The sequence below is a fragment of the Serratia sp. 506_PEND genome (assembly GCF_001076875.1).
In the GTDB taxonomy this organism is placed as follows: domain Bacteria; phylum Pseudomonadota; class Gammaproteobacteria; order Enterobacterales; family Enterobacteriaceae; genus Serratia; species Serratia marcescens.
Map to the genome: position 1 here is coordinate 20,199 of NZ_JVEL01000601.1, position 19,214 is coordinate 39,412.

At 60.9% G+C, this 19,214-nt stretch carries 20 protein-coding genes; 6 read left to right on the top strand and 14 right to left on the bottom strand.

All coding sequences use genetic code 11. From position 1 onward, the window contains the following. Positions 1 to 12: 12 nt before the first annotated feature. Positions 13 to 423 (top strand): nucleoside diphosphate kinase regulator, encoded by a 411-nt coding sequence (rnk, locus tag ADK28_RS27170; RefSeq protein ID WP_004936993.1) that lies wholly within the window; start codon positions 13 to 15, stop codon positions 421 to 423. A gap of 37 nt (positions 424 to 460) precedes the next feature. Here the strand turns inward: rnk and ADK28_RS27175 are convergent, their stop codons facing one another. Genes ADK28_RS27175 through ADK28_RS27185 form a run of 3 tightly spaced genes read right to left on the bottom strand, consistent with a single transcriptional unit; the run spans position 461 to position 3,574 of the window. Further along, positions 461 to 1,249, bottom strand: coding sequence for a sulfite exporter TauE/SafE family protein (locus ADK28_RS27175; RefSeq protein WP_048797189.1), 789 nt, complete (start codon positions 1,247 to 1,249; stop codon positions 461 to 463). Further along, positions 1,242 to 2,123, bottom strand: coding sequence for a formyltransferase family protein (locus ADK28_RS27180; protein WP_033639299.1), 882 nt, complete (start codon positions 2,121 to 2,123; stop codon positions 1,242 to 1,244). Before ADK28_RS27180 ends, ADK28_RS27175 begins: the two co-directional genes overlap by 8 nt. Then, the gene (locus tag ADK28_RS27185) at positions 2,120 to 3,574 is read right to left on the bottom strand and encodes an FAD/NAD(P)-binding protein (protein WP_033639298.1); all 1,455 of its coding nucleotides are present in this window, start codon (positions 3,572 to 3,574) and stop codon (positions 2,120 to 2,122) included. Before ADK28_RS27185 ends, ADK28_RS27180 begins: the two co-directional genes overlap by 4 nt. Positions 3,575 to 3,857: 283 nt before the next feature. Here ADK28_RS27185 and ADK28_RS27190 point away from each other — a divergent pair, with 283 nt between their 5' ends. Further along, the gene (locus tag ADK28_RS27190) at positions 3,858 to 4,640 is read left to right on the top strand and encodes an AraC family transcriptional regulator (RefSeq protein ID WP_016930223.1); all 783 of its coding nucleotides are present in this window, start codon (positions 3,858 to 3,860) and stop codon (positions 4,638 to 4,640) included. Between the two features lie 4 nt (positions 4,641 to 4,644). Here the strand turns inward: ADK28_RS27190 and cybC are convergent, their stop codons facing one another. Then, positions 4,645 to 5,031 carry a cytochrome b562 gene (gene cybC / locus ADK28_RS27195; protein ID WP_016930224.1) on the bottom strand — a complete coding sequence of 129 codons (387 nt, stop codon included), beginning with the start codon at positions 5,029 to 5,031 and terminating at the stop codon, positions 4,645 to 4,647. Between the two features lie 138 nt (positions 5,032 to 5,169). After that, positions 5,170 to 6,510: a metalloprotease PmbA gene (pmbA, locus tag ADK28_RS27200; protein ID WP_033639296.1), complete on the bottom strand. Its 1,341-nt coding sequence runs from the start codon at positions 6,508 to 6,510 to the stop codon at positions 5,170 to 5,172. 179 nt (positions 6,511 to 6,689) lie between these two features. Between pmbA and yjgA the strand changes: the two genes are divergently transcribed. Beyond that, entirely contained in the window at positions 6,690 to 7,238 is a 549-nt protein-coding gene (gene yjgA / locus ADK28_RS27205; RefSeq protein ID WP_004936968.1) for a ribosome biogenesis factor YjgA, read from the top strand. A 27-nt stretch (positions 7,239 to 7,265) separates the two neighbouring features. On the opposite strand, the gene ADK28_RS27210 is transcribed toward yjgA, so the two are convergent. From ADK28_RS27210 to aaeX, 5 genes are all read right to left on the bottom strand, one after another. Beyond that, a complete protein-coding gene (locus tag ADK28_RS27210; protein ID WP_004936963.1) occupies positions 7,266 to 7,565 on the bottom strand; it encodes a barstar family protein in 300 nt (99 codons plus the stop codon). Positions 7,566 to 7,570: 5 nt separating this feature from the next. Continuing rightward, positions 7,571 to 8,038, bottom strand: a complete 468-nt coding sequence (locus ADK28_RS27215) for a ribonuclease (protein ID WP_004936959.1) — start codon at positions 8,036 to 8,038, stop codon at positions 7,571 to 7,573. Positions 8,039 to 8,318: 280 nt separating this feature from the next. After that, positions 8,319 to 10,286, bottom strand: coding sequence for a p-hydroxybenzoic acid efflux pump subunit AaeB (gene aaeB / locus ADK28_RS27220; protein ID WP_048797190.1), 1,968 nt, complete (start codon positions 10,284 to 10,286; stop codon positions 8,319 to 8,321). Next, positions 10,286 to 11,221, bottom strand: a complete 936-nt coding sequence (aaeA, locus tag ADK28_RS27225) for a p-hydroxybenzoic acid efflux pump subunit AaeA (protein WP_028127537.1) — start codon at positions 11,219 to 11,221, stop codon at positions 10,286 to 10,288. Before aaeA ends, aaeB begins: the two co-directional genes overlap by 1 nt. A gap of 7 nt (positions 11,222 to 11,228) precedes the next feature. After that, on the bottom strand, positions 11,229 to 11,432 hold the full coding sequence (gene aaeX, locus ADK28_RS27230) for a p-hydroxybenzoic acid efflux pump operon protein AaeX (protein WP_004936952.1): 204 nt from the start codon (positions 11,430 to 11,432) through the stop codon (positions 11,229 to 11,231). 314 nt (positions 11,433 to 11,746) lie between these two features. Here aaeX and aaeR point away from each other — a divergent pair, with 314 nt between their 5' ends. Next, positions 11,747 to 12,658 carry an HTH-type transcriptional activator AaeR gene (gene aaeR / locus ADK28_RS27235; RefSeq protein WP_033639294.1) on the top strand — a complete coding sequence of 304 codons (912 nt, stop codon included), beginning with the start codon at positions 11,747 to 11,749 and terminating at the stop codon, positions 12,656 to 12,658. Here aaeR and ADK28_RS27240 read toward each other — a convergent pair. Beyond that, positions 12,649 to 12,993: a hypothetical protein gene (locus ADK28_RS27240; protein WP_048797191.1), complete on the bottom strand. Its 345-nt coding sequence runs from the start codon at positions 12,991 to 12,993 to the stop codon at positions 12,649 to 12,651. The two genes, aaeR and ADK28_RS27240, sit on opposite strands and share 10 nt — an antisense overlap. Then, positions 12,990 to 13,265 (bottom strand): zinc ribbon domain-containing protein, encoded by a 276-nt coding sequence (locus tag ADK28_RS27245; RefSeq protein WP_016930230.1) that lies wholly within the window; start codon positions 13,263 to 13,265, stop codon positions 12,990 to 12,992. The genes ADK28_RS27240 and ADK28_RS27245 overlap by 4 nt, the downstream gene beginning before the upstream one ends. A gap of 207 nt (positions 13,266 to 13,472) precedes the next feature. On the opposite strand from ADK28_RS27245, the gene ADK28_RS27250 reads away from it, so the two are divergent. Further along, complete coding sequence (locus ADK28_RS27250) at positions 13,473 to 14,414, top strand: nucleoside hydrolase (RefSeq protein ID WP_016930231.1); 942 nt, start codon at positions 13,473 to 13,475, stop codon at positions 14,412 to 14,414. Positions 14,415 to 15,106: 692 nt separating this feature from the next. Next, on the top strand, positions 15,107 to 16,789 hold the full coding sequence (locus ADK28_RS27255) for a PglL family O-oligosaccharyltransferase (protein ID WP_048797192.1): 1,683 nt from the start codon (positions 15,107 to 15,109) through the stop codon (positions 16,787 to 16,789). 59 nt (positions 16,790 to 16,848) lie between these two features. On the opposite strand, the gene ADK28_RS27260 is transcribed toward ADK28_RS27255, so the two are convergent. After that, positions 16,849 to 17,613, bottom strand: coding sequence for a CDP-diacylglycerol diphosphatase (locus tag ADK28_RS27260; protein WP_033639291.1), 765 nt, complete (start codon positions 17,611 to 17,613; stop codon positions 16,849 to 16,851). 151 nt (positions 17,614 to 17,764) lie between these two features. After that, positions 17,765 to 19,210 (bottom strand): metalloprotease TldD, encoded by a 1,446-nt coding sequence (gene tldD / locus ADK28_RS27265; RefSeq protein ID WP_048797193.1) that lies wholly within the window; start codon positions 19,208 to 19,210, stop codon positions 17,765 to 17,767. Positions 19,211 to 19,214: the final 4 nt, after the last annotated feature.

The following is a 19,214-nucleotide window of genomic DNA, read 5'->3' on the forward strand; positions in this document are numbered from 1 at the left end:
CTGGAGAGTGGAATGACCAAACCCATCATTACTATTAATGAGCTGGATGCGGAACGCCTGGATGCGCTATTGGAACAACCGGCCTTTGCCAACACCGACGTCGCCGCCGCGCTGAACGACGAGTTGGATCGCGCGGAAATCCTGCCGCCGGAGAAAATGCCGGCCAACGTGGTGACCATGAACAGCCGCGTGCGTTTTCGCGATCTGCACACCGATGAAGAGCATGTGCGCACGCTGGTCTACCCAGCCTCGCTGAAAGACAGCCACGATCAGCTGTCGGTGATGGCGCCGCTGGGCGCAGCGCTGCTCGGCATGCACGTCGGCAAGCAGATCTCCTGGCAATTGCCGAACGGTGAAGAAGCGCGGATTGAAGTGCTGGAATTGCTGTACCAGCCGGAAGCGGCGGGCGAATACCACCGTTAAGCGGTTTTCAGGGCGGCATCCGGCCGCCCTTTCTGTCTCAGATGCAGATAGCGATCAGCACGGCGATCAGCAGCAGCACGTAGATTTTGGCATGCAGCGCATCGCTCACCTTCGGCAAACAGCGCCTGGCAAACACGATCCCCGCAATCCCCGCCACCACCAGCAGCCCCAGAATGTTCAGATTGACGTAACCCAGATACTGCGGCCCGCTCATCTCGCGCCATCCCAACACGATATACATCAGCGCTCCGATCACCGCCACCGGGATCGACAGCGGGTTGGCGGCGCTGACGCAATATTTCATGTCGTAACCATGGCGGCGCAGCAGCGGCACGGTCATCACGCTGCCGCCCACCCCCAGCAGGGTGGCGATGCCGCCGATCAGCGGCCCGCCGCCCCACAACGTGGCGGGAGACAGTTCGGCGCGCGCCGGTTTGATCAGGAAGCCCCGGCGGAACAGACAGTCGGCGATGGTCACCGCCATATAGACCACAAACAGCCCGCGGATCACGCCGTCCGCCAGCAGCGAGGAAGCGAACGCGCCCAGCGCCGCGCCGAGGCCGATGAAAAAGATCAGCGGCACGATGGTTTCTCGCAGCAGGTTGCCGCTGCGCCAGTTGGTCAGGGTGGCGTAACTCGCGTTGAGGATCATCACCGCTGTCGAGGTCGCTACAGCAATATGCATCGCCTGGCCGGGCTGCTCGCCCGAGGCGGAGATCAGGTGATAGACGAAAGGCACCACCACAAAGCCGCCGCCGAAGCCAAACAGAATGGTGGTGATGCCGGTCAGAAAACCGGCGCCCAGTACAATCAACGTTTCAATCATGGCCGTGCGCCCGCACGAAGTCGTCGAACCCGGCGCAGAACTGCCCCGCCAGCGGGTGGAAGCGCTCGCCGACGAACAGCCCCAAATACTGCTCGCGCACGGCGTCGTGATCCACCAGCTCAATGCCCGCCTGTTCCGCCCGCGCCAGCGTCTGTGCGTCCGGGAAGCCCCAATAGCGCGAATCACCCTGCTTTTCCGCCGCTATCGCTTCGCTCCGTTCCGCCCGCATGAGCTGGCGCGCCAGGAAGGTGCCGCTTTGCACGCCCAGCAACATCATGTTTTCCAGGAACGACAGATCGTGACGCAGCTCGGCGGGCAGACGGGCGAGCACCGGGCCGGCGTCCCAGTGTTCATCCATTTCATGCAGCGTCACCGCACAGCCCTTGTCACCGTTCATCATCGCGCGGAATAGCGTCATCACCCCGCGATAACGCGGCAAGTCGCCGGGGTGCAGGTTCCACAGCAGCTTGCCGCGTCGGCTGAAGGCGCGCACATAGTCGGCGGAGAATTTCTGATAGCAGCGCAGGGAGATCACCGCGTCCATATGCTCCAGGCTGCTGATAAACGTGGCGTCATTGATGTCGAGAACGCGATGCGCCTTGACCCCGGCGGCGGCCAGGAACAGGGCCGGCGGTTGATAGGCTCCCTCACAGGCGGCGGCGTTGCGGCCAACGAACGGGAACACAAAATCGTTCAGCACCTCGCGCTCATACAGCCCCAGGCGGCGAACCGCCGGCTCCTGGGTGCGGCCGCCGCTTTTCGCCAGGGGGAAATACACCGTAAAAGCACACTCGCCTTTCAGGGCGGCGATCAGATCCTGACACACCAGCCAGGAGAAAATGTCGTTGCCGACAAAGAGCGCTACGTTCTTCATACTTCAGCCTTCTTTGCGTTGAAAATAGGGTTGTTGAACACGATTTTGCTGATATCCCGCGTGATGGATTCCATCGCCGAGGTGTAAAAAAGATCGCCCTTGGCGGGCGCGCCGAGCGAGTAAAGATGCTGCTCACGGCCGCGTCGGTCGGCGATTTTCAGCGTATGCGGGTTGCACTTCACGCCGCCGAACAGGTTCTCCTGCACCAGCCCGTCTTGCAGCAGCTGCTGGCTCAGGCGGTTGGGCGGCAGTTGATAGGAAGGCGTGGTGCAGTTGAACAGATACTGCGCGCGCACCCGCGTCTCATGGCAACGAAGGATAAACCCGTCCGTTGCCTTGCTGATATCCACCAGGCCGCCGCAGGCGCGCAGGCGTTGGCTCTCCAGCGCCGCCACGATCTTGTTGGCATTCTTGATCGGCATGGCGTGCCGATTGCGCATCCAGGAGGAGTTGTAAAAGCGCATGAAGACCTGCCGGTTGTTGGCATCCATCTTGACCCAGGCGGCGCACACTGCCGGGTGGATCGCCGCCAGATAGCTGCAGATATGCTCCCGGGCAAAACGCGCGCGATCGAGGCTGTCCGCCAGATCGCGGTAGCAATCGCGCCTTTCCCCCAGCGCAGAGAGCACCGTCAGCCGCTCCGGCCCCGGATAGTGGCGCGCCAGCGCGGCGTTGATCGCATGCACCAGCTGATGCGCGTCAATAAAATCGCGGCCGGCGACAAAGCGCCGCAGCGCCTCAACAAACGCCTCCGGCGGCGGACGCATCAGCGCCGGCTGCACGCTGGGGAACAGGCCCGAGCGCGACAGGGCGCAGATGTCGGTCGCTCCCAGGCGCTCCATCAGTTCAACGATGGCGTCAATCGCCGTCAGGCTGCAGCCGATCACGCCGATGCTCGAATAAGGGTTGATCGGCGGCAAGTCCTGATGGGCCTGATAAGCGATCACCCCATCCACCGGGTAAAGGCACTCCGGCGGGTTGTGCCCCGAACACAGCACCAGCGCGTTCATCTGCTCGGCGCCGCCGCAGGCGGTGGTCAGCCGATAGCCGGCTTCGTGCGGTGCGATGGCATTCACTTCGGCAGTGACGAAATTCAGCGCGACGTTACTGTCCGCCGCCATATATATTGTCATGTCGCGAATAAAATCGAGATATTCCCGATACAGCCAGCGCGGCGGATAACGATCCTGGCAAAACTGCGGGAAATGCATGGCGATCCAATCAACGAAGTGCGCATCGTCGAAAATATCCGCCGACATATTTTCCGGCGTCATATTTAATATATGGCTGTCAAAATCGCTGCTGTATGCCATGCCGCCTTTAAATCCCTGCTTGTCGAAAACCGTCAGGGAAAGCGGCCTTTTGCAATGATTAACCGACTTATTTTTTATAAAGTTATACGCAAAAGAGATGCCGGCGGCCCCGCCGCCAATCACACCGAACTTATACATGAAATATCACCTTATAGTCATTGAACTGCGCTAAGAACTATTGCTTCAGGTGTTGGAATAAAATGACGCTTTATTCCTTATTAACTTCTTGTATTGCGAGAACGAGAACCTTCGTCCCACCCTGGTGTGAAGACTTGCACGGGCTTCATGGCCGATAAAATAACGGCGCCCCGAACAAGCGTTATTTTTCTGCCCCGATAGTAGGGCGACCGTCGCTGGCTTGCTTTATATGAAGGGCCAACTATCATTGCGTTTCGGCCAATCTGCCCGCCAAAGGGAACACATGCGCAACGTCCGCATTGATGACATCGACCACGTAACCCGCGCGGTGATCGCCATCGGCACCGATTATCCGCCGGGGCATCTGCTGCCAATGCACAGCCACCGGCGCGCGCAGTTGCTGTACGGCGCTACCGGCGTCATGCACGTTTTCACGCAGCAAGGCAATTGGGTCGTTCCGCCGCAGCACGCGGTGTGGCTGCCGCCGCAGATGCCGCACGCGGTGCGGATGGTCGGCGTCACCACCCGCAGCCTGTACCTTGAACCCGGCGCGTTGCCCGCCGAACGGCCGCAGGTATGTCAGGTGGTCAGCGTCACTCCGCTGATGCGCCAGCTGTTGATGGCGGCGGTGGATATGCCGCTGGAGTATGAACAACAGGGCCGCGACGGAGCGCTGGCGGCGCTGCTGCTGCACGAGCTGGCCAGGCTGCAGCCCTTGCCGTTGCACATCCCGCTGCCCGCCGATCCTCGGCTGGGTGAGCTGTGCCGCGCCTTTTTGCAGCACCCCGACGCCCACGACTCCGCGCAGCGGTGGGCGCCTCGTCTGTACATGAGCATTCGCACCTTCAGCCGCTTCTTTCGCGCGCAGACCGGCCTGCCGTTTTCGCAATGGCGTCAGCGCGCCTGCGTGGTGCTGGCGTTGGCGCTGCTGGCCGAAGGACGCAGCGTGACACAGGTGGCGATGGAAATGGGGTATGACAGCAGCGCGGCGTTCTCAACCATGTTCCGCCGCGTGCTGGGGCAGGCGCCCTCCTCCTATCTGACGGAAGACGGGCGCGACGGTTGACGGATTAGCGGAATTTCTTGTGGTTGGCGTCGCGGGTTTGCTTGAAGCCCTGCGCCAGCTGCTTCGCTTCGGCGACTTTGCCCTGATTGGCCAGCGCCAGCGCCTGATCGATTTGGCCGATCAGGGTATCCAACCCGCTGCGGAAATCTTTCATCTCCGGGCTGTCGGCGGCTTTGTCTTCCAGCTTCGGCGGGGTGCCCTGTTTGGCATCCTGCGCGGCGGCGCGCATGTTCTGCAGGCTTTGTGTGAGGGTAGCGGCGGAGTCGGTATTCAGCACCGTTTTGTAGTTTTCCGCCAGGGTGTCCATATCGTCGCCAAGATCGGCGGCGACCGCCAGCGAACTGGCTGCCAGCAGCGTCAACGCCGCCAGCGCTTTCAGGGTATTCTGCATGTTTGCTCACCTTCCAGTTATTGTTTTAATTAACCCACCGTTACCATAGGCAAGGCCGGGAAAAATCGAAACCGGAGATTTGTAAGCAAGGTTGAGACGGGATAACGCGCAGCCGGCGGGCGCCGGCCGCGCAGCGGATCACTGGCCGGCGATCTTCATTTCCGGCAGCAGCACCGAACCGCACTGGATATTGCTGCGGGTTTCGATATCGCTGCCGACGCTGACGATGTTGCGCAGCATGTCTTTCAGGTTGCCGGCGATGGTGATCTCGCTGACCGGATATTGGATCTCACCGTTTTCCACCCAGAAACCGGCGGCGCCGCGCGAGTAATCGCCGGTGACGCCGCTGACGCCCTGGCCCATCAACTCGGTGACCACCAGGCCGGTGCCGAGCTGCTTCAGCATGCCGGCGAAGTCCGCGCCCTGCCCGGCAATGCGCCAGTTATGGATACCGCCGGCATGGCCGGTGCTGTGCAGGCCCAGCTTGCGCGCCGAGTAGCTGGTCATCAGCCAGGTTTGCAGCACGCCGTCCTTGACGATATCGCGCCTCTGGGTGCGCACGCCCTCACTGTCGAACGGCGTCGACGCCAGCCCTTTCAGCAGGTGCGGATGCTCCTCGACGGTCAGCCACTCCGGCAGGATCTGCTTGCCGAGCGAGTCCAACAGGAAGGTAGATTTGCGATAAACGCTGCTGCCGCTGATGGCGCCCACCAGATGGCCGAACAATCCGGTGGCCACCTCGGAGGCGAACAGCACCGGCGCCTTCATGGTCGACAATTTGCGCGGCGCGAGACGCGCCAACGTGCGGCGGGCGCACTCCTGCCCCACCCACTCGGGGCTGTGCAGATCGCCCATCGCACGGCCGATGGTGTAAGCGTAATCCCGCTCCATGTCGCCGTCCTGCTCCGCAATGACGCAGCTGGACAGCGAATGACGGCTGGAACAGTAGCTTTGCAGCATGCCGTGGCTGTTGCCGAACACCTTGATGCCGTAGTGGCTGTTGAAACTGCCGCCTTCGGTGTTGGTAATGCGTTTGTCCGCCGCCAGCGAAGCCTGCTCGGCGCGCGCCGCCAGCTCGATGCCGCGCTCGGCGTCCAGCTCGGTCGGGTGGAACAGATCGAGATCCGGCGCCTCGAACGCCAGCAGATCTTTCTCCGCCGGGCCGGCGCAGGGATCCTCAGAGGTGTAACGCGCGATGTCCAGCGCCGCCTGTACGGTGCGGGCGATGGCATCCGGGCTGAGATCGGTGGAAGAGGCGCTGCCTTTACGCTGACGGTGATACACGGTGATGCCCAGCGCGCCATCGCTGTTGAACTCGACGTTTTCCACTTCGCCGAAGCGGGTGCTGACGCTGATGCCGGTCGATTTGGTGACCGCGACTTCCGCCGCGTCGGAACCGGCGCGGGCCAGCTCCAGCGCCTGAGAAACGGCCTGTTCCAGCGCCTTGCGCTGTTCTGCAACTTGAGTGACTACTTTCATCAATCTGCCATAATTAATCAGAAAATCGTTGAGAAAAGTGCCGGAGCGGCGTAGTTGTGCACGCGGGGCGGCGCGCAAAAATCCTGAGATCTCTGCCGTTGAGTCTAACAGGAACCGCGTTGAATTTCGCATAAAGCCGGCAACCTGTTAGGATTAGCCTCTTTTTAACGGAGCCTACCATGAACAAACAGCCTGAAGACTGGCTCGACGATGTCCCGGAGAATGAAAACGAGGACGATGACGAGATTATCTGGGTCAGTAAAAGTGAAATTAAACGTGATGCCGAAGCGCTGAAAGACCTGGGGGCCGAAATGGTCGATCTGGGCAAAAACGCGCTGGACCGCATTCCGTTGGACGAAGATTTGCGCGCCGCCATCGAGCTGGCGCAGAAGATCAAGAAAGAGGGCCGTCGCCGTCAGCTGCAGCTGATCGGCAAAATGCTGCGCGCCCGCGATATCGAGCCGATCCAGACCGCGCTCGACAAGCTGAAAAACCGCCACAACCAGCAGGTTTCCCTGTTCCATAAACTGGAAGCGCTGCGCGACCGTCTGGTCGAAGAAGGCGATGACGTCATTCCGTCGATCCTGGATCTGTATCCGGCCGCCGATCGCCAACAGCTGCGTTCACTGGTGCGCAACGCGCAGAAAGAGAAGGCCGCCAACAAGCCGCCTAAGGCTTACCGCCAGATCTTCCAATACCTGCGCGAGCTGGCCGAAGCGGCCGACTAAGCGCCGCCATCCCGGGATGAACCCGTTTCATCCCCGGTGATGCGCCGGTTCGCCGCTGCTTTCGCGGATATTGAAGCGCAGGCTGCCTTCCAGCTCTTCTTCCGCCTCTTCAAACAGCAGAATGATCGCGCCGAAACGACGCTTGCTGCGGGCATTCAGGTGAGTGAACTCGATTTCCACCGGCAGACCGATATCGCCGGTCACTACGTCCCACAGCGCGTCGAGGTTGGCGCCGAATCCCTCGTCCAGCGCAAACTTGTGCGCAAAATCGCGGTAGAAGGTCGGCACATCCTGGATCTGTTCAAAATCAAACTCTACTTTTGCCATCAAACTCACTCCACACGAATGAAGTTTTTGTAATGGTCGCGCGTGACGAAGATCAGACCGTCGCTCGAATACAGCAGGCGATCGGCGCCGCGCCGGCCACACTGGTAATTGATGTCCGCTTCGCGCCAGACCCGGCCGCCGGCGCTCGGCAGTTGTCCTTCACGGTTAGAGAATCGATCGCCGCCAATCGCCTTGCCCGGCAATACCGCACAGAGGTTGCCTGAACGCGGGTCCCAGCCCTGCTCGCGCGCCTGCTTCTTGGTGACGTAATAGCCCGGCAGCCGCTGATGCTGCTGCAGGTAGCTCACCACCGTTTGCTGCTGCGTGAGCCGATCGATGCTCTGCTGTTGCCCCGCCGGCGCTTGCACCACCGTCGCATTGCCGCCGATCGCACGGTGCTCGTTGCCGCGCAGCGCGCTGAAGACGGCGATGACCACGGCGATGACAATCGCCAACAGAATCCGCTTGTTCATGACATTCCCTGAAATTATGCCGCCGAAGGCGCCGCAGCTCCCCCAGGCTAGTTAGGTATATAGTCGACCTGGATGAAACTAAGATGACCGGCACGTCACGTTTTCGCGGCGGTGAGCGTTTCATCCATTCATGACAATGATGCCACTTTCCAGTCGTTCTGGCACTCGGAGTCTCTCTGAAAACAGGCCGCCTCACACGAGACGGCCCGCCATGTCAGGCACTGCTTTCAGTATAGTCAGGGAAGGCGCCGCACAACGCGGCGCAACAGGAGGGAACGCATCAATCGATCAAGGCGTGACGATAGCGATGCAGCATGTCGGCCAGGCGTTTCACCGGCCCGGTGACGCTGAGCGGCGCCTGATTGTCCACCAGCTTCTGCTGGTACTCGTTCATTTGACCCAGCAAGCGATCGTAGTAATAGGCGCGCTTGACGTCGTTCTTGGCGGAGACCACCCGATCGGCGGTGCTGCGGATCTGGCGGTGGAAGGCCGACAGCTCTTCGCTGACCGGAATCTCCGCCCGCTGCATGCGCTGGTGGGCAATGATCAGGTTCAACGCCAGACGATACTTGGCGATGTCGTTCGGGAACATCATCAGCAGTTGGTTAAGCTGCTGATACAGCGCAGGCAGATGGTTTTGCCGACGACGCGCCGCCTTGGTGGTCAGCGCCGACACCGCGCTGCTGACGAACTGGTTGAGCAACGTGCGCCCGGTGCGTTCACGCGAATTGTCGCGGATCAGCAGCAGCACCATCAGCCCAACGCAGCTGCCGAGGAACTGGCCCAGCGCCCCGTCGAGAAACTGGGTGACGTTGAACTCCATCGGGTTGCTCAGCACCAGAATGTTGATGGTCCCGGCCAGCAGCCCCAGCGAACCGAGCCGCCGCTTCTGCACCTCGATGCCGATGAAAAACGCCAGCAGGCCGAGGCTGAGACACAGCAGCAAAATGCTCTGCTGCGTCGCCGGCAGGATCACCATGAAGAACAGGGAACCGACCGGGATCGCCGCCAGCATGCCCAGCACGAAATCCATCGCCACCATGCGCGGCGCCGGGGTGCGCATCGCCAGCGAGGTGATCACCGCGATGATCACCATAAAACCGCTGCCGGACGTCCAGCCGGTCCACAGCCACAGCAGGCTGCCGAAGGCCGTCGCCACAAAGGTGCGCAGGCCGTTGATCATCGCGTGATGCCCTTCCGCCGAAGTCGGCTTGACCACGGTTTCGTTGCTCAACACCCCCTCTTCCACCGCGCTGATGCTGCAGTTGGCGTGCACGCCTTTCGACAGCAGCAGGTAGCGCGTCGCCGCGCCGACCCAACCGGTGATGGTCGGCAGCGTTTCCTCGGAACGATGCGTGGTCAGCACCTGGCGCAACAGCTTCATGCGCTTGTGGATCTCCTGTGGGGTTTCCGCCGGGACCATCAGCTGCTCCCGCAGGCTGTCTTTCAGTGCCTCCGGGTGATTCACCAAGATCAGATAGGTTTCGCAGGCCTGGGTGATCAGCGTCAGCGACAGCGTATGCAGCGCTTTTACCCGGCGGTTGACCTTCTGCCAGCGCGAGGACTCCATCATCAGATTGTTGCGCATGCCGTCCAGCGCCGTGGTGCTCTTCACCAGATTGCTCCAGGCGCGGTCGATATCCTCTTTGTCGGCGTTGCTGATGCACATCTGCATCAGGCGGTATTGAGCCACCAGCAGTTGATCCACCGCCCGATCGATGTCCTGTTTGATCGAACGCGGCGAGAACAGCAGATCCGCCAACACGGCGCTGACGATCCCCAGCACGATCTCGCTGCAACGCTCGATGGCGAACTGCGGCGCTTCCAGCAGATGAGACTCACTGGTGGCGACCGTCACGATGATGATCAGCGCGGTATACCCGGCCAGCCCCCAGGCATAGGAGTTCTCCACCTTGATGAGCGAAGAAAGCCAGGTGCAGAAACCGGCCCAGATGCAGCACAGCAGCAGCATCACCACCGGCGCGCGGGCGGTGGTGATGATAATGATCAGACCGACGAAGCAGCCGATAAAGGTGCCGATGATACGCAGCCAACCGCGGTGGCGGATGGCGCCGGAGAAGGGTTCGCCGCCGGCGGCAAAGGCCGGGCCGGCGGCGACGATGGCGGCGGTCATCGCCGACCAGCGCGGGGTTTCCAGATTGAGATGGAAGCCGACGAACAGCGCAAACACAATCGCGAAGCTGAGTTTGAAGGCGAATCTCAGCCGGATAAAGGTTGGGCTGCTCATTAGCCGAACTCACGCAGCCGGTGCATCAGGCGCACAAAAGGCGAGCCGCTGTCGGCATTGCGATCGTTCTTGCCGACGATCACCACGGTGGCGGTGGTGCCGGCCGGGTACGGATGCTGTTGATCCTTGGCGTCCAGCAGGATCTTCACCGGCACGCGCTGCGCCAGGCGCACCCACTCCAGGTTGCTGTCGATCGAGGCCAACCCTTTGTTGTTCACCGTGCTGCTGCTGTTGTTCACCGCCGCCGCCACGCTGTCGACGGTGCCGTGCATGATGCGGTTGCTGCCGAGCGGAGTGATCTCCGCGCGATCGCCCTTATTCAGGCCATTCAGCTTGGTCTCTTCCAGGTACGCCAGGATGTAGAAGGAATCTTTCTTCACCAGCGCCACCGCCACCGAGCCGCGGGTGATGTATTCGCCGGCATGGACATTGAGGTTGGTGATCCAGCCATCGGCCGGAGCCCGCACCGTGGTGCGTTCCAGATCCAGCTGCGCCAGCTCGCGCGCCGCCACGGCCTTCGCCAGCTGGTGCTGCACGGTCTGCAGCGAGTTGTTCGACTGGTCAATCTCTTCCTGCGACATCGCCTGCACGCCCAGCTTCACGCGGCGGCCGGCCTCGCGCCGTTTTTCCGCCGCCAACGCTTGATAGTAGGCGACATCGGCGCCGGCTTCCGCCAACGCCTGCTCATAACGCGGCCGATCGACCACGAACAGCACCTGGCCTTTCTTCACCAGTTGGTTATCCACCACCGGCACGTCGGTCAGCAGGCCGCTGACGTCCGGCGCGATCGCCACCACATCGGCGGTAAACTTGGCATCACGCGTCCACGGCGACTCGGTGTAGAACACCCAGGCCTTGAATATCGCGGCGATGCCCAACAGCACAAGAATCAAAGTGATCGCGATTCGGGTTATTTTTATCGAAAAATTTTTCACAGCGACCTCAAACAAAAAGACATGAAATCAGATAAAACAAGCAGCAATACAGCGCAGTGTTAAACAGCGCCGGATGCCAGACAAAATCGTAAATCCCCGTCGGCTGCAGCAGGCGGCGCAAGAGAAAAAACAGCGCCAGCGACACCAGCAGCTCGAAAAACACCGGCGGAAACGACAGTCCGAAGATGACCATAACCGGAAGCAAACTCATCACTTTTTCCTTATTGTTCACTGCGCCGGGGAAAGACACATCTCGCCATTCACATTCTCTTTACATTTTAGCGTGCGCGCGCCACAAATCTTGACCAGACAGCTTGTCCAGGTCACGAACCCGAAAAAAGGTTAAACTTTGGGGCAGACGTCCACGACAGGGATTGCGAGGGTGCCGGAGGAGCGGCAGGATTACGTCGCCGATCGCTCTCGCACGTTGGTAAGGTCTATTCACCCGACCACGTTATATTAGCCTGCTTACTATCAAGGCATCAACAATCTGTGATCTAAATCACTTTTAAGCCAGAGTGAATAATGGAAAGATTAAAACGGATGTCGGTATTCGCCAAAGTGGTTGAGTTCGGGTCGTTTACCGCGGCCGCGCGCCAACTCGGCATGAGCGTTTCATCGATCAGCCAAACCGTCTCGAAACTGGAAAATGAGCTGCAGGTCAAGCTGTTGAACCGCAGCACGCGCAGCATCGGCCTGACCGAGGCCGGCAAAATCTACTATCAGGGCTGCCGACGCATGCTGCAGGAAGTCAGCGAAGTGCATGAACAGCTGTATGCGTTTAACAATACGCCCGCCGGCACGCTGCGCATCGGCAGCTCATCCACCATGGCGCAAAACGTGCTGGCGAACATGACCGCCGAGATGATGAAAGAGTACCCGGGCCTGACGGTCAACCTGGTAACCGGCATTCCGGCGCCGGATCTGATCACCGACGGGCTGGATCTGGTGATCCGCACCGGGGCGCTGCAGGACTCCAGCCTGTTCTCTCGCCGCCTGGGGCAGATGCCGATGGTGGTGTGCGCCGCCAAAAGCTACCTGATCCAGCACGGCACGCCGCAGAAGCCGAGCGACATGGTCAACTTCTCCTGGCTGGAGTACAGCGTGCGGCCCGACAGCGAATTCGAACTGATGTCGCCGGAAGGCATCACCACGCGCATTTCCCCGCAGGGGCGCTTCGTCACCAACGACTCCTCCACCATGATCCGTTGGCTGAAAAACGGCGCCGGCATCGCCTACGCCCCGCTGATGTGGGTGATCGAAGAGATCAAACGCGGCGAGATCGAGATCCTGTTCAAAAGCTACCATTCGGATCCGCGGCCGATCTACGCGCTCTATACCGAGAAGGACAAACTGCCGCTGAAGGTGCAGGTGTGCATCAATTATTTAACCGACTATTTCGAACGCGTAGCGGCGGTCTATCAGGGCTATCGCTGAGCAGCGCTCAAATAGCGTCGCGCCAGCGCGGCCAGCAGCGTCAGCGCCACCATGCCGAAGCCCCACAGCAGCCAGACGGCGTAGCCCGCCCAGGTCAGCAGCGCAGGAAAATAGCTCGCCAGCCCGCTGCCCAGCTGTTTCAGCCACGGCAGCCAGGCGTCCAGCACCGCCTGCGGCACCAGGCTCAGCGCACCGTTCACCGGCAACGATGCATTCCCGGCTGCCTCCGCCAACGCCGGGAGCCAGGCCAGCACCCCGGCTACGCCCCAGGCCAGCAGCGTCCATAGCGCCATGGCGCCCAGCAGCAGCGCGAGTGTCCAAGCGCCCCGGTTCACGGCACACCGCCGCCGCACTGCGGACAAAAGCGGCTACCCGACGGCAACGGCGCGGCGCACTGGCCGCAGGTGGCGCTCACCGCGGCAAACGGCTGACCGCAGCGGTGGCAATAACGCGCGCCCGATTTATTCACAGCCCGGCATTCCGGGCACAGCGGCCCCGGCTCGCCATGCTGATTATAGCGGTTGCCATGATGCCCGCCGCCGTGGCCCGCGCGCTGATGACCGCCGTTAATACCGCCTTGCCCCAACAACCGTTTCAGTAAGCTCATCCCGCCTCTCCTCTGTGCATTGACGCTGAACCTCACTGTAAACCCTGGAGTAAACTCCAGGGTAAAGCCCGGCGAGCAGGATTTACGTTTCATTACATCGTAAAAGTGGCAAGGCTTTGATGCCGTTAACAAAAGCACCATCGGCATTATCCCACTCCGCCGCGCTGCGTTATGCTGCGGAAACCTCTCCCTGCATCAGGAATAACCATGAAAAAAATCATACTGGACTGTGACCCGGGGCATGACGACGCCATCGCTCTGTTGCTGGCCTGGGGCAATCCGCAGATCGACCTGCTGGCGGTCACCACCGTGGTGGGTAACCAGACGCTGGACAAAGTGACGCGCAACGCCCTGGCGGTGGCCCGCATCGCCAATATCACCGGCGTCCCCTTCGCCGCCGGCTGCCCGCGCCCGCTGGTGCGCAATATCGAAGTGGCGCCCGACATTCACGGCGACTCAGGCCTCGATGGCCCGGTGCTGCCGGCACCCCACCTGCAGTTGGACTCACGCCATGCGGTAGACCTGATCATCGAGACCGTGATGGCCCACCCGCCGGGCAGCGTGACGCTGGTGCCGACCGGCGGCCTGACCAATATCGCCATGGCGGTGCGTAAAGAGCCGCGCATTGCCGAACGGGTCAAGGAAGTGGTGCTGATGGGCGGCGGCTATCATGTGGGCAACTGGAGCGCGGTGGCGGAGTTCAATATCAAAATCGATCCCGAGGCGGCGCACATCGTGTTCAACGAAAAATGGCCGCTCACCATGGTCGGGCTGGATCTCACCCATCAGGCGCTGGCCACGCCGGCAGTCTGCGAACGCATCGCCGCCCTCGGCACCCGGCCGGCCGCCTTCGTCGGCGAACTGCTGGCATTCTTTGGCCGTATGTACCAACAGGCGCAAGGCTTCAGCGCCCCGCCGGTACACGATCCTTGCGCGGTGGCCTACGTGATCGACCCGAGCGTCATGACGGTGCGCAAAGCGCCGGTGGATATCGAACTGACCGGCACCCTGACGTTGGGCATGACGGTCACGGACTTCCGCGCGCCGCCGCCGCCGGACTGCCACACCCAGGTCGCGGTCAAACTGGATCAGGATAAATTCTGGGATCTGGTGGTGGATGCGCTAAAGCGGATCGGTGAGGTGGAGTAAGCGGACGGGAGACAAGACTAACGCGCTTGGGCAGGCGCGTTAGTCTGTATTCTGCCGCGGCAACGGGGAGGCTCAAGACATAACGTCTTTATTTCCAATTCAGCAGAACAATCCTAACAATAAATCATTTTATAAAAGCCCAAATAAAAAGATAGAGACAAGAAGAATCTTAATAAAAATAAAACCATGAAAATCACTTTTAATTTAAAAGTCAGCAATGGGAAACGATGAAATAAACCTCCTCCGTCACGCCGCCACTGACGAAACAAATTAAACAAGCAGATACCTATTTTATTCTTCACATTACCTGCCGATATAGGCCATTGCCGGGATGCCTCACGATATTCACACACGCCAACAAAAAGACCAACCAACTGATTTTAATAAATAAAAACAATAGTTAGATTAAAAATTGACTGAATCGCAATAGATTTGAGAAAATAGCGCGTCTGTTTTTGAAAAAACAAAAATGCTTTTTGCGGGTGAAAAATACGGCTTAACCTTTCTTTAGGCGCACAGCCTCACGCATTCTCAGGGCAAACATTATTTATCGCTTCACCATGAAGACGACTTAAATTTCCCGTAAGACATTTTCGAATTGAACATTACACACATTTCAACATCAGGATAAAGGATAGGGAATAATCAAAACATGCATTCAATAAACGCTATCAGGCCTTGGCAGGTTAACCATGGCCGATAAATCTCCCGCTAACGCAGCGACCATCGCCGTGCTGCCCCTGCTGCTGATCTGGATGACGGCGCTCCTGCCGATCTATCATCCCAATATGGGCGGCGACGGTCTGGCGCTGCCGCAAAACATTCAGGCCTGGGGCGTCATGGCGCTCACTACGCTGATCGTGACGTTTACCGTTTGCCTGGGTCGCATCCGCCTTTCGCTTACCCCCACCGCCCGGCTATTACTGCTCGGCATCGCCGTGCTGGCGCTGCCGCTGCTGTATACCCGCCCCGAGTGGCGCGAAGACGCCCTGTGGCGCTGCGCCGGCCTGCTCGGCGGTTGGCTGTTCTATGTCGCCTGCCTGCAGCTGCGCCTAACCCCCAGGCAGCGCAACCTATTGCTGTACGGTCTGCTGTTCGCCGCTGGCGTTCAGGCGCTGCTGGCGGCTCTGCAACTGTTCGCCCCCGCGCTGGCGTGGGTATCCCCTCACGGAAGCCGGGTCTACGGCGTCTTTCAGCAACCGAACGTGCTGGGCAGCTTTATCGCCACCGGGCTGGCTTTGGCGCTCTGGCTGCTGCTTGCTCCCCTCTCTGCGCCGATGCGGCGGCGGCAAATCCCGCTGCTCGCGCTGCTGGCCGTTTTCTCCGCCCTGCTGGTGCTGATCCAGTCGCGCGCCGCCTGGCTCGGCGGCGCCTTGGCGGCGGCATTGCTGCTGTGGCGTTTTGCCCGCCAGCGCCCGGCCGCAAGCCGCTGGGCCGGCGGTGCGCTGCTGTTGGGTATGGCGATCGGCCTCACGGTGCTGTTCACCGGTTTCGGTCTGGAGGGTCACACCGGCCTGATCGGTCGGGGGCTATCCAACAGCGCGCGTCTGACCATGCTGCACGACGTCGGCGCCATGATCCTGGCCAAGCCGCTGCTGGGCTGGGGTTACGGCGGTTTTGAATACGGCTTCGCGCACTTCCGCCTGCAGGAAATGCCCTGGCGAGAAGTGCTGGAAGTCGCCGGGCATCCGCACAATGAAATCCTGCTGTGGTGGGTTGAGGGTGGTCTGCCGGCGCTGGCGGGTATCATGATCGTCCTCGCCGCCGGCGCGCTGCTGCTGAAATGCGCCTGGCAACGGGATCGCGCGCAGCGGGACGGCGCGCGCGTCGGGCTGTTCCTGGTGCTGCTGCCAATGCTGGTGCATACCCAGCTGGAATACCCTTTCTATCTGTCTGCGCCGCACTGGCTGGCGTTTCTGTTGCTGCTGGCGTTGCTGGACGGCCAAACCGGCGAGCCCCGCCCGCTGCCGTTCGCCAAAGCCCTGAGCCTGCCGGTGGCGATGGCGGCGATCGGCGTGCTGGCGATGGCGGTCTTCGCCTGGCAAGGGCGCATGGCGCTCACTCAGTCGGAACGCACTATGCTGGCCAACATCGACAGCATCGAGCAGATGCCGCCGCCAGCCGCCTGGATCTACCGGGAGCGCAAAACGTTCGACGAGCAATCTCACGCGCTGCTGGTCTATAACCAGACACGTGATGATGCCCTGTTGACCGGCTATCGGCAGTGGGCCAATGCCTATCTGCAGCGCCGTATCGACGCCAACGTCTACGCCACGCTGATCATGATCTTGCGCTATCAGGGGGCCCAGGCGGAAGCCGACGCTCGCCTGCGGGAAGCCGCTTTCCTGTTTACGCGGGATGCGCGGTTTAGGTAGGGACAACAAGGTGAGAGCGATGCCTCGTCGCTCTCACCTGCGTCATTTATGTAGCACAATTAACGCGGCAAAATCGCGCACTCTTTATCCAGCAGCGATTCTACCGACGCGCGATTGCCGACGTCCCAGCCGCGCTTCGAGGCCAGCAAAATAAACCCTTGCCGGCCGGCAAACGTCGTCGGAACGACGACCACGCCATATTCCGCCAGCTGCGGCGGCGACAGATGGAAATAATCCGCCAAATCCTTAATCGGGTAGATGCCCATCACGGCTGGCTGCATCACGCGGCGAGCATAATAGGTGTGGCGCAACAACTTATCCGGCAAAGGCCGCCATTGCTCCTGTATGTAGGGGCGTTCCGCCTGCAATTGGCGCCGCACATCTTCGCGCAGACAGGTCAGGTGAATATGCAATTGGTTCTGGCTGCGGCCATAAGCGGAGTTGATCGCCATGCCCAACATATCATCCGGCACCGGCCCGCCATACTCAGCGGCCAGCCGGTAACGCATCAGCCATGCATAGCCAAAATAGTCCGTCCGTTCCCCGGCCAGCAGTTGCGGGCTTTCGATGCCGGAGAGCGGCGCCGTCGGCACCAGGATGAAGTGATAGGGATAACGCGGGTTTTGCAGCACGCTGAAGCCCTGCGCTTTCCCCTGCGGCATATAAATCTGCTCACACGGGGCCGGATCGCGCTTTTGCTGATAGTTGGCCATGCAGAGCTTATCGACCACGCCCCACAACGCATCGGAACGGGCGCACCCCGTCAGAGAGAGGACCCCCAGCACCAGCAGCCAATGCCGGGCGGATAAAGCCAGGCGCGTCATTCTCGTAGTGATCTGTTTTTTCGCCACGTCAATTTTATTCCATTATGTCGTGCAGGCTACGGCGTCCTGCCGCGCTTAGCGTTACGAATGCGAGAAAGGCCGCAAAATGGAGAATGGTTGAGGGGCCAACGCGCGGCCCCTTGAGGAAAGATTACGCCGTGCCGCCGACGGTCAACGTATCCAGTTTCAGCGTCGGTTGGCCGACGCCTACCGGCACGCTCTGGCCTTCCTTGCCGCACACGCCCACGCCTTTATCGAGCGCCAGATCGTTGCCGACCATCGAGATCTGCTGCATCGCCTCAATGCCGGAGCCGATCAGCGTCGCCCCTTTCACCGGTTTGGTGATACGGCCCTTTTCGATCAGGTAGGCTTCGGTGGTGGAGAACACGAACTTGCCGGAGGTGATGTCCACCTGGCCGCCGCCAAAGTTCGGCGCGTACAGACCGTACTCGACGCTGGCGATGATCTCTTCCGGCGTCGATTGGCCCGCCAGCATGTAGGTGTTGGTCATGCGCGGCATCGGCAGATGCGCGTAGGACTCGCGGCGGCCGTTGCCGGTCGGGGCGACGCCCATCAGCCGCGCGTTGAGCTTGTCCTGCATGTAACCTCTCAATACGCCGTTTTCAATCAGCACGTTGTACTGGCCCGGCACGCCTTCGTCGTCGATCGCCAACGAGCCGCGGCGCCCGTGCAGAGTGCCGTCATCCACCACGGTGCACAGTTCGGACGCCACCCGCTCGCCCATATGGCCGCTGAACACCGAGGTGCCGCGTCGGTTGAAGTCGCCTTCCAGGCCGTGGCCCACCGCCTCATGCAGCAGCACGCCCGGCCAGCCGGCGCCCAACACTACCGGCATATTGCCGGCCGGCGCCGCCACCGCGCCAAGATTAACCAGCGCCATGCGCACCGCTTCTTTGGCGTAGGCATCGGCGCGCACGTCGCCGTCGACGGTTTCCAGGAAATAGTCGTAACCGAAACGACCGCCGCCGCCGCTGGAGCCGCGCTCACGCTTGCCGTCCTGCTCCACCAGCACGCTGACGGAGAGGCGCACCAGCGGGCGAACATCCGCCGCCAGCGTGCCGTCGGTGGCGGCCACCAACACCTGCTCGTAAACGCCGGTAATGCTGGCGTTCACTTCCTGCACTCGCGCATCGGCGGCGCGCGCCACCTTGTCGACGCGGTGCAGCAGGGCGATTTTCTCTTCGCGCGGCAGACTTTGCAGCGGATCGAGCAGCGGATACAGCGCCCGGTAACCGATCTCACCCAGGGTATGCGCCCGCCCGTCGCCCTGCTCACGCACGATGCTGCGCGCCGCCTGGGCGCTCTGCTGCAGCGCATTCAGGGTGATCTGATCGGCATAGGCGAAGCCGGTCTTCTCACCGCTGACGGCGCGCACGCCGACGCCCTGGTCGATATTGTAAGAGCCATCCTTGATGATGCCGTCCTCGATCACCCAGGCTTCGTGATAGCTGGACTGGAAATAGAGATCGGCGTAGTCGATACGGCGTTCTGCCAGTTGACCCAGTACCCTGTACAGGTCTTGATGACTCAGCTTGTTGGTAGCGAGTAACTGCTCACTGACAAACGTCAGGCTCATAATG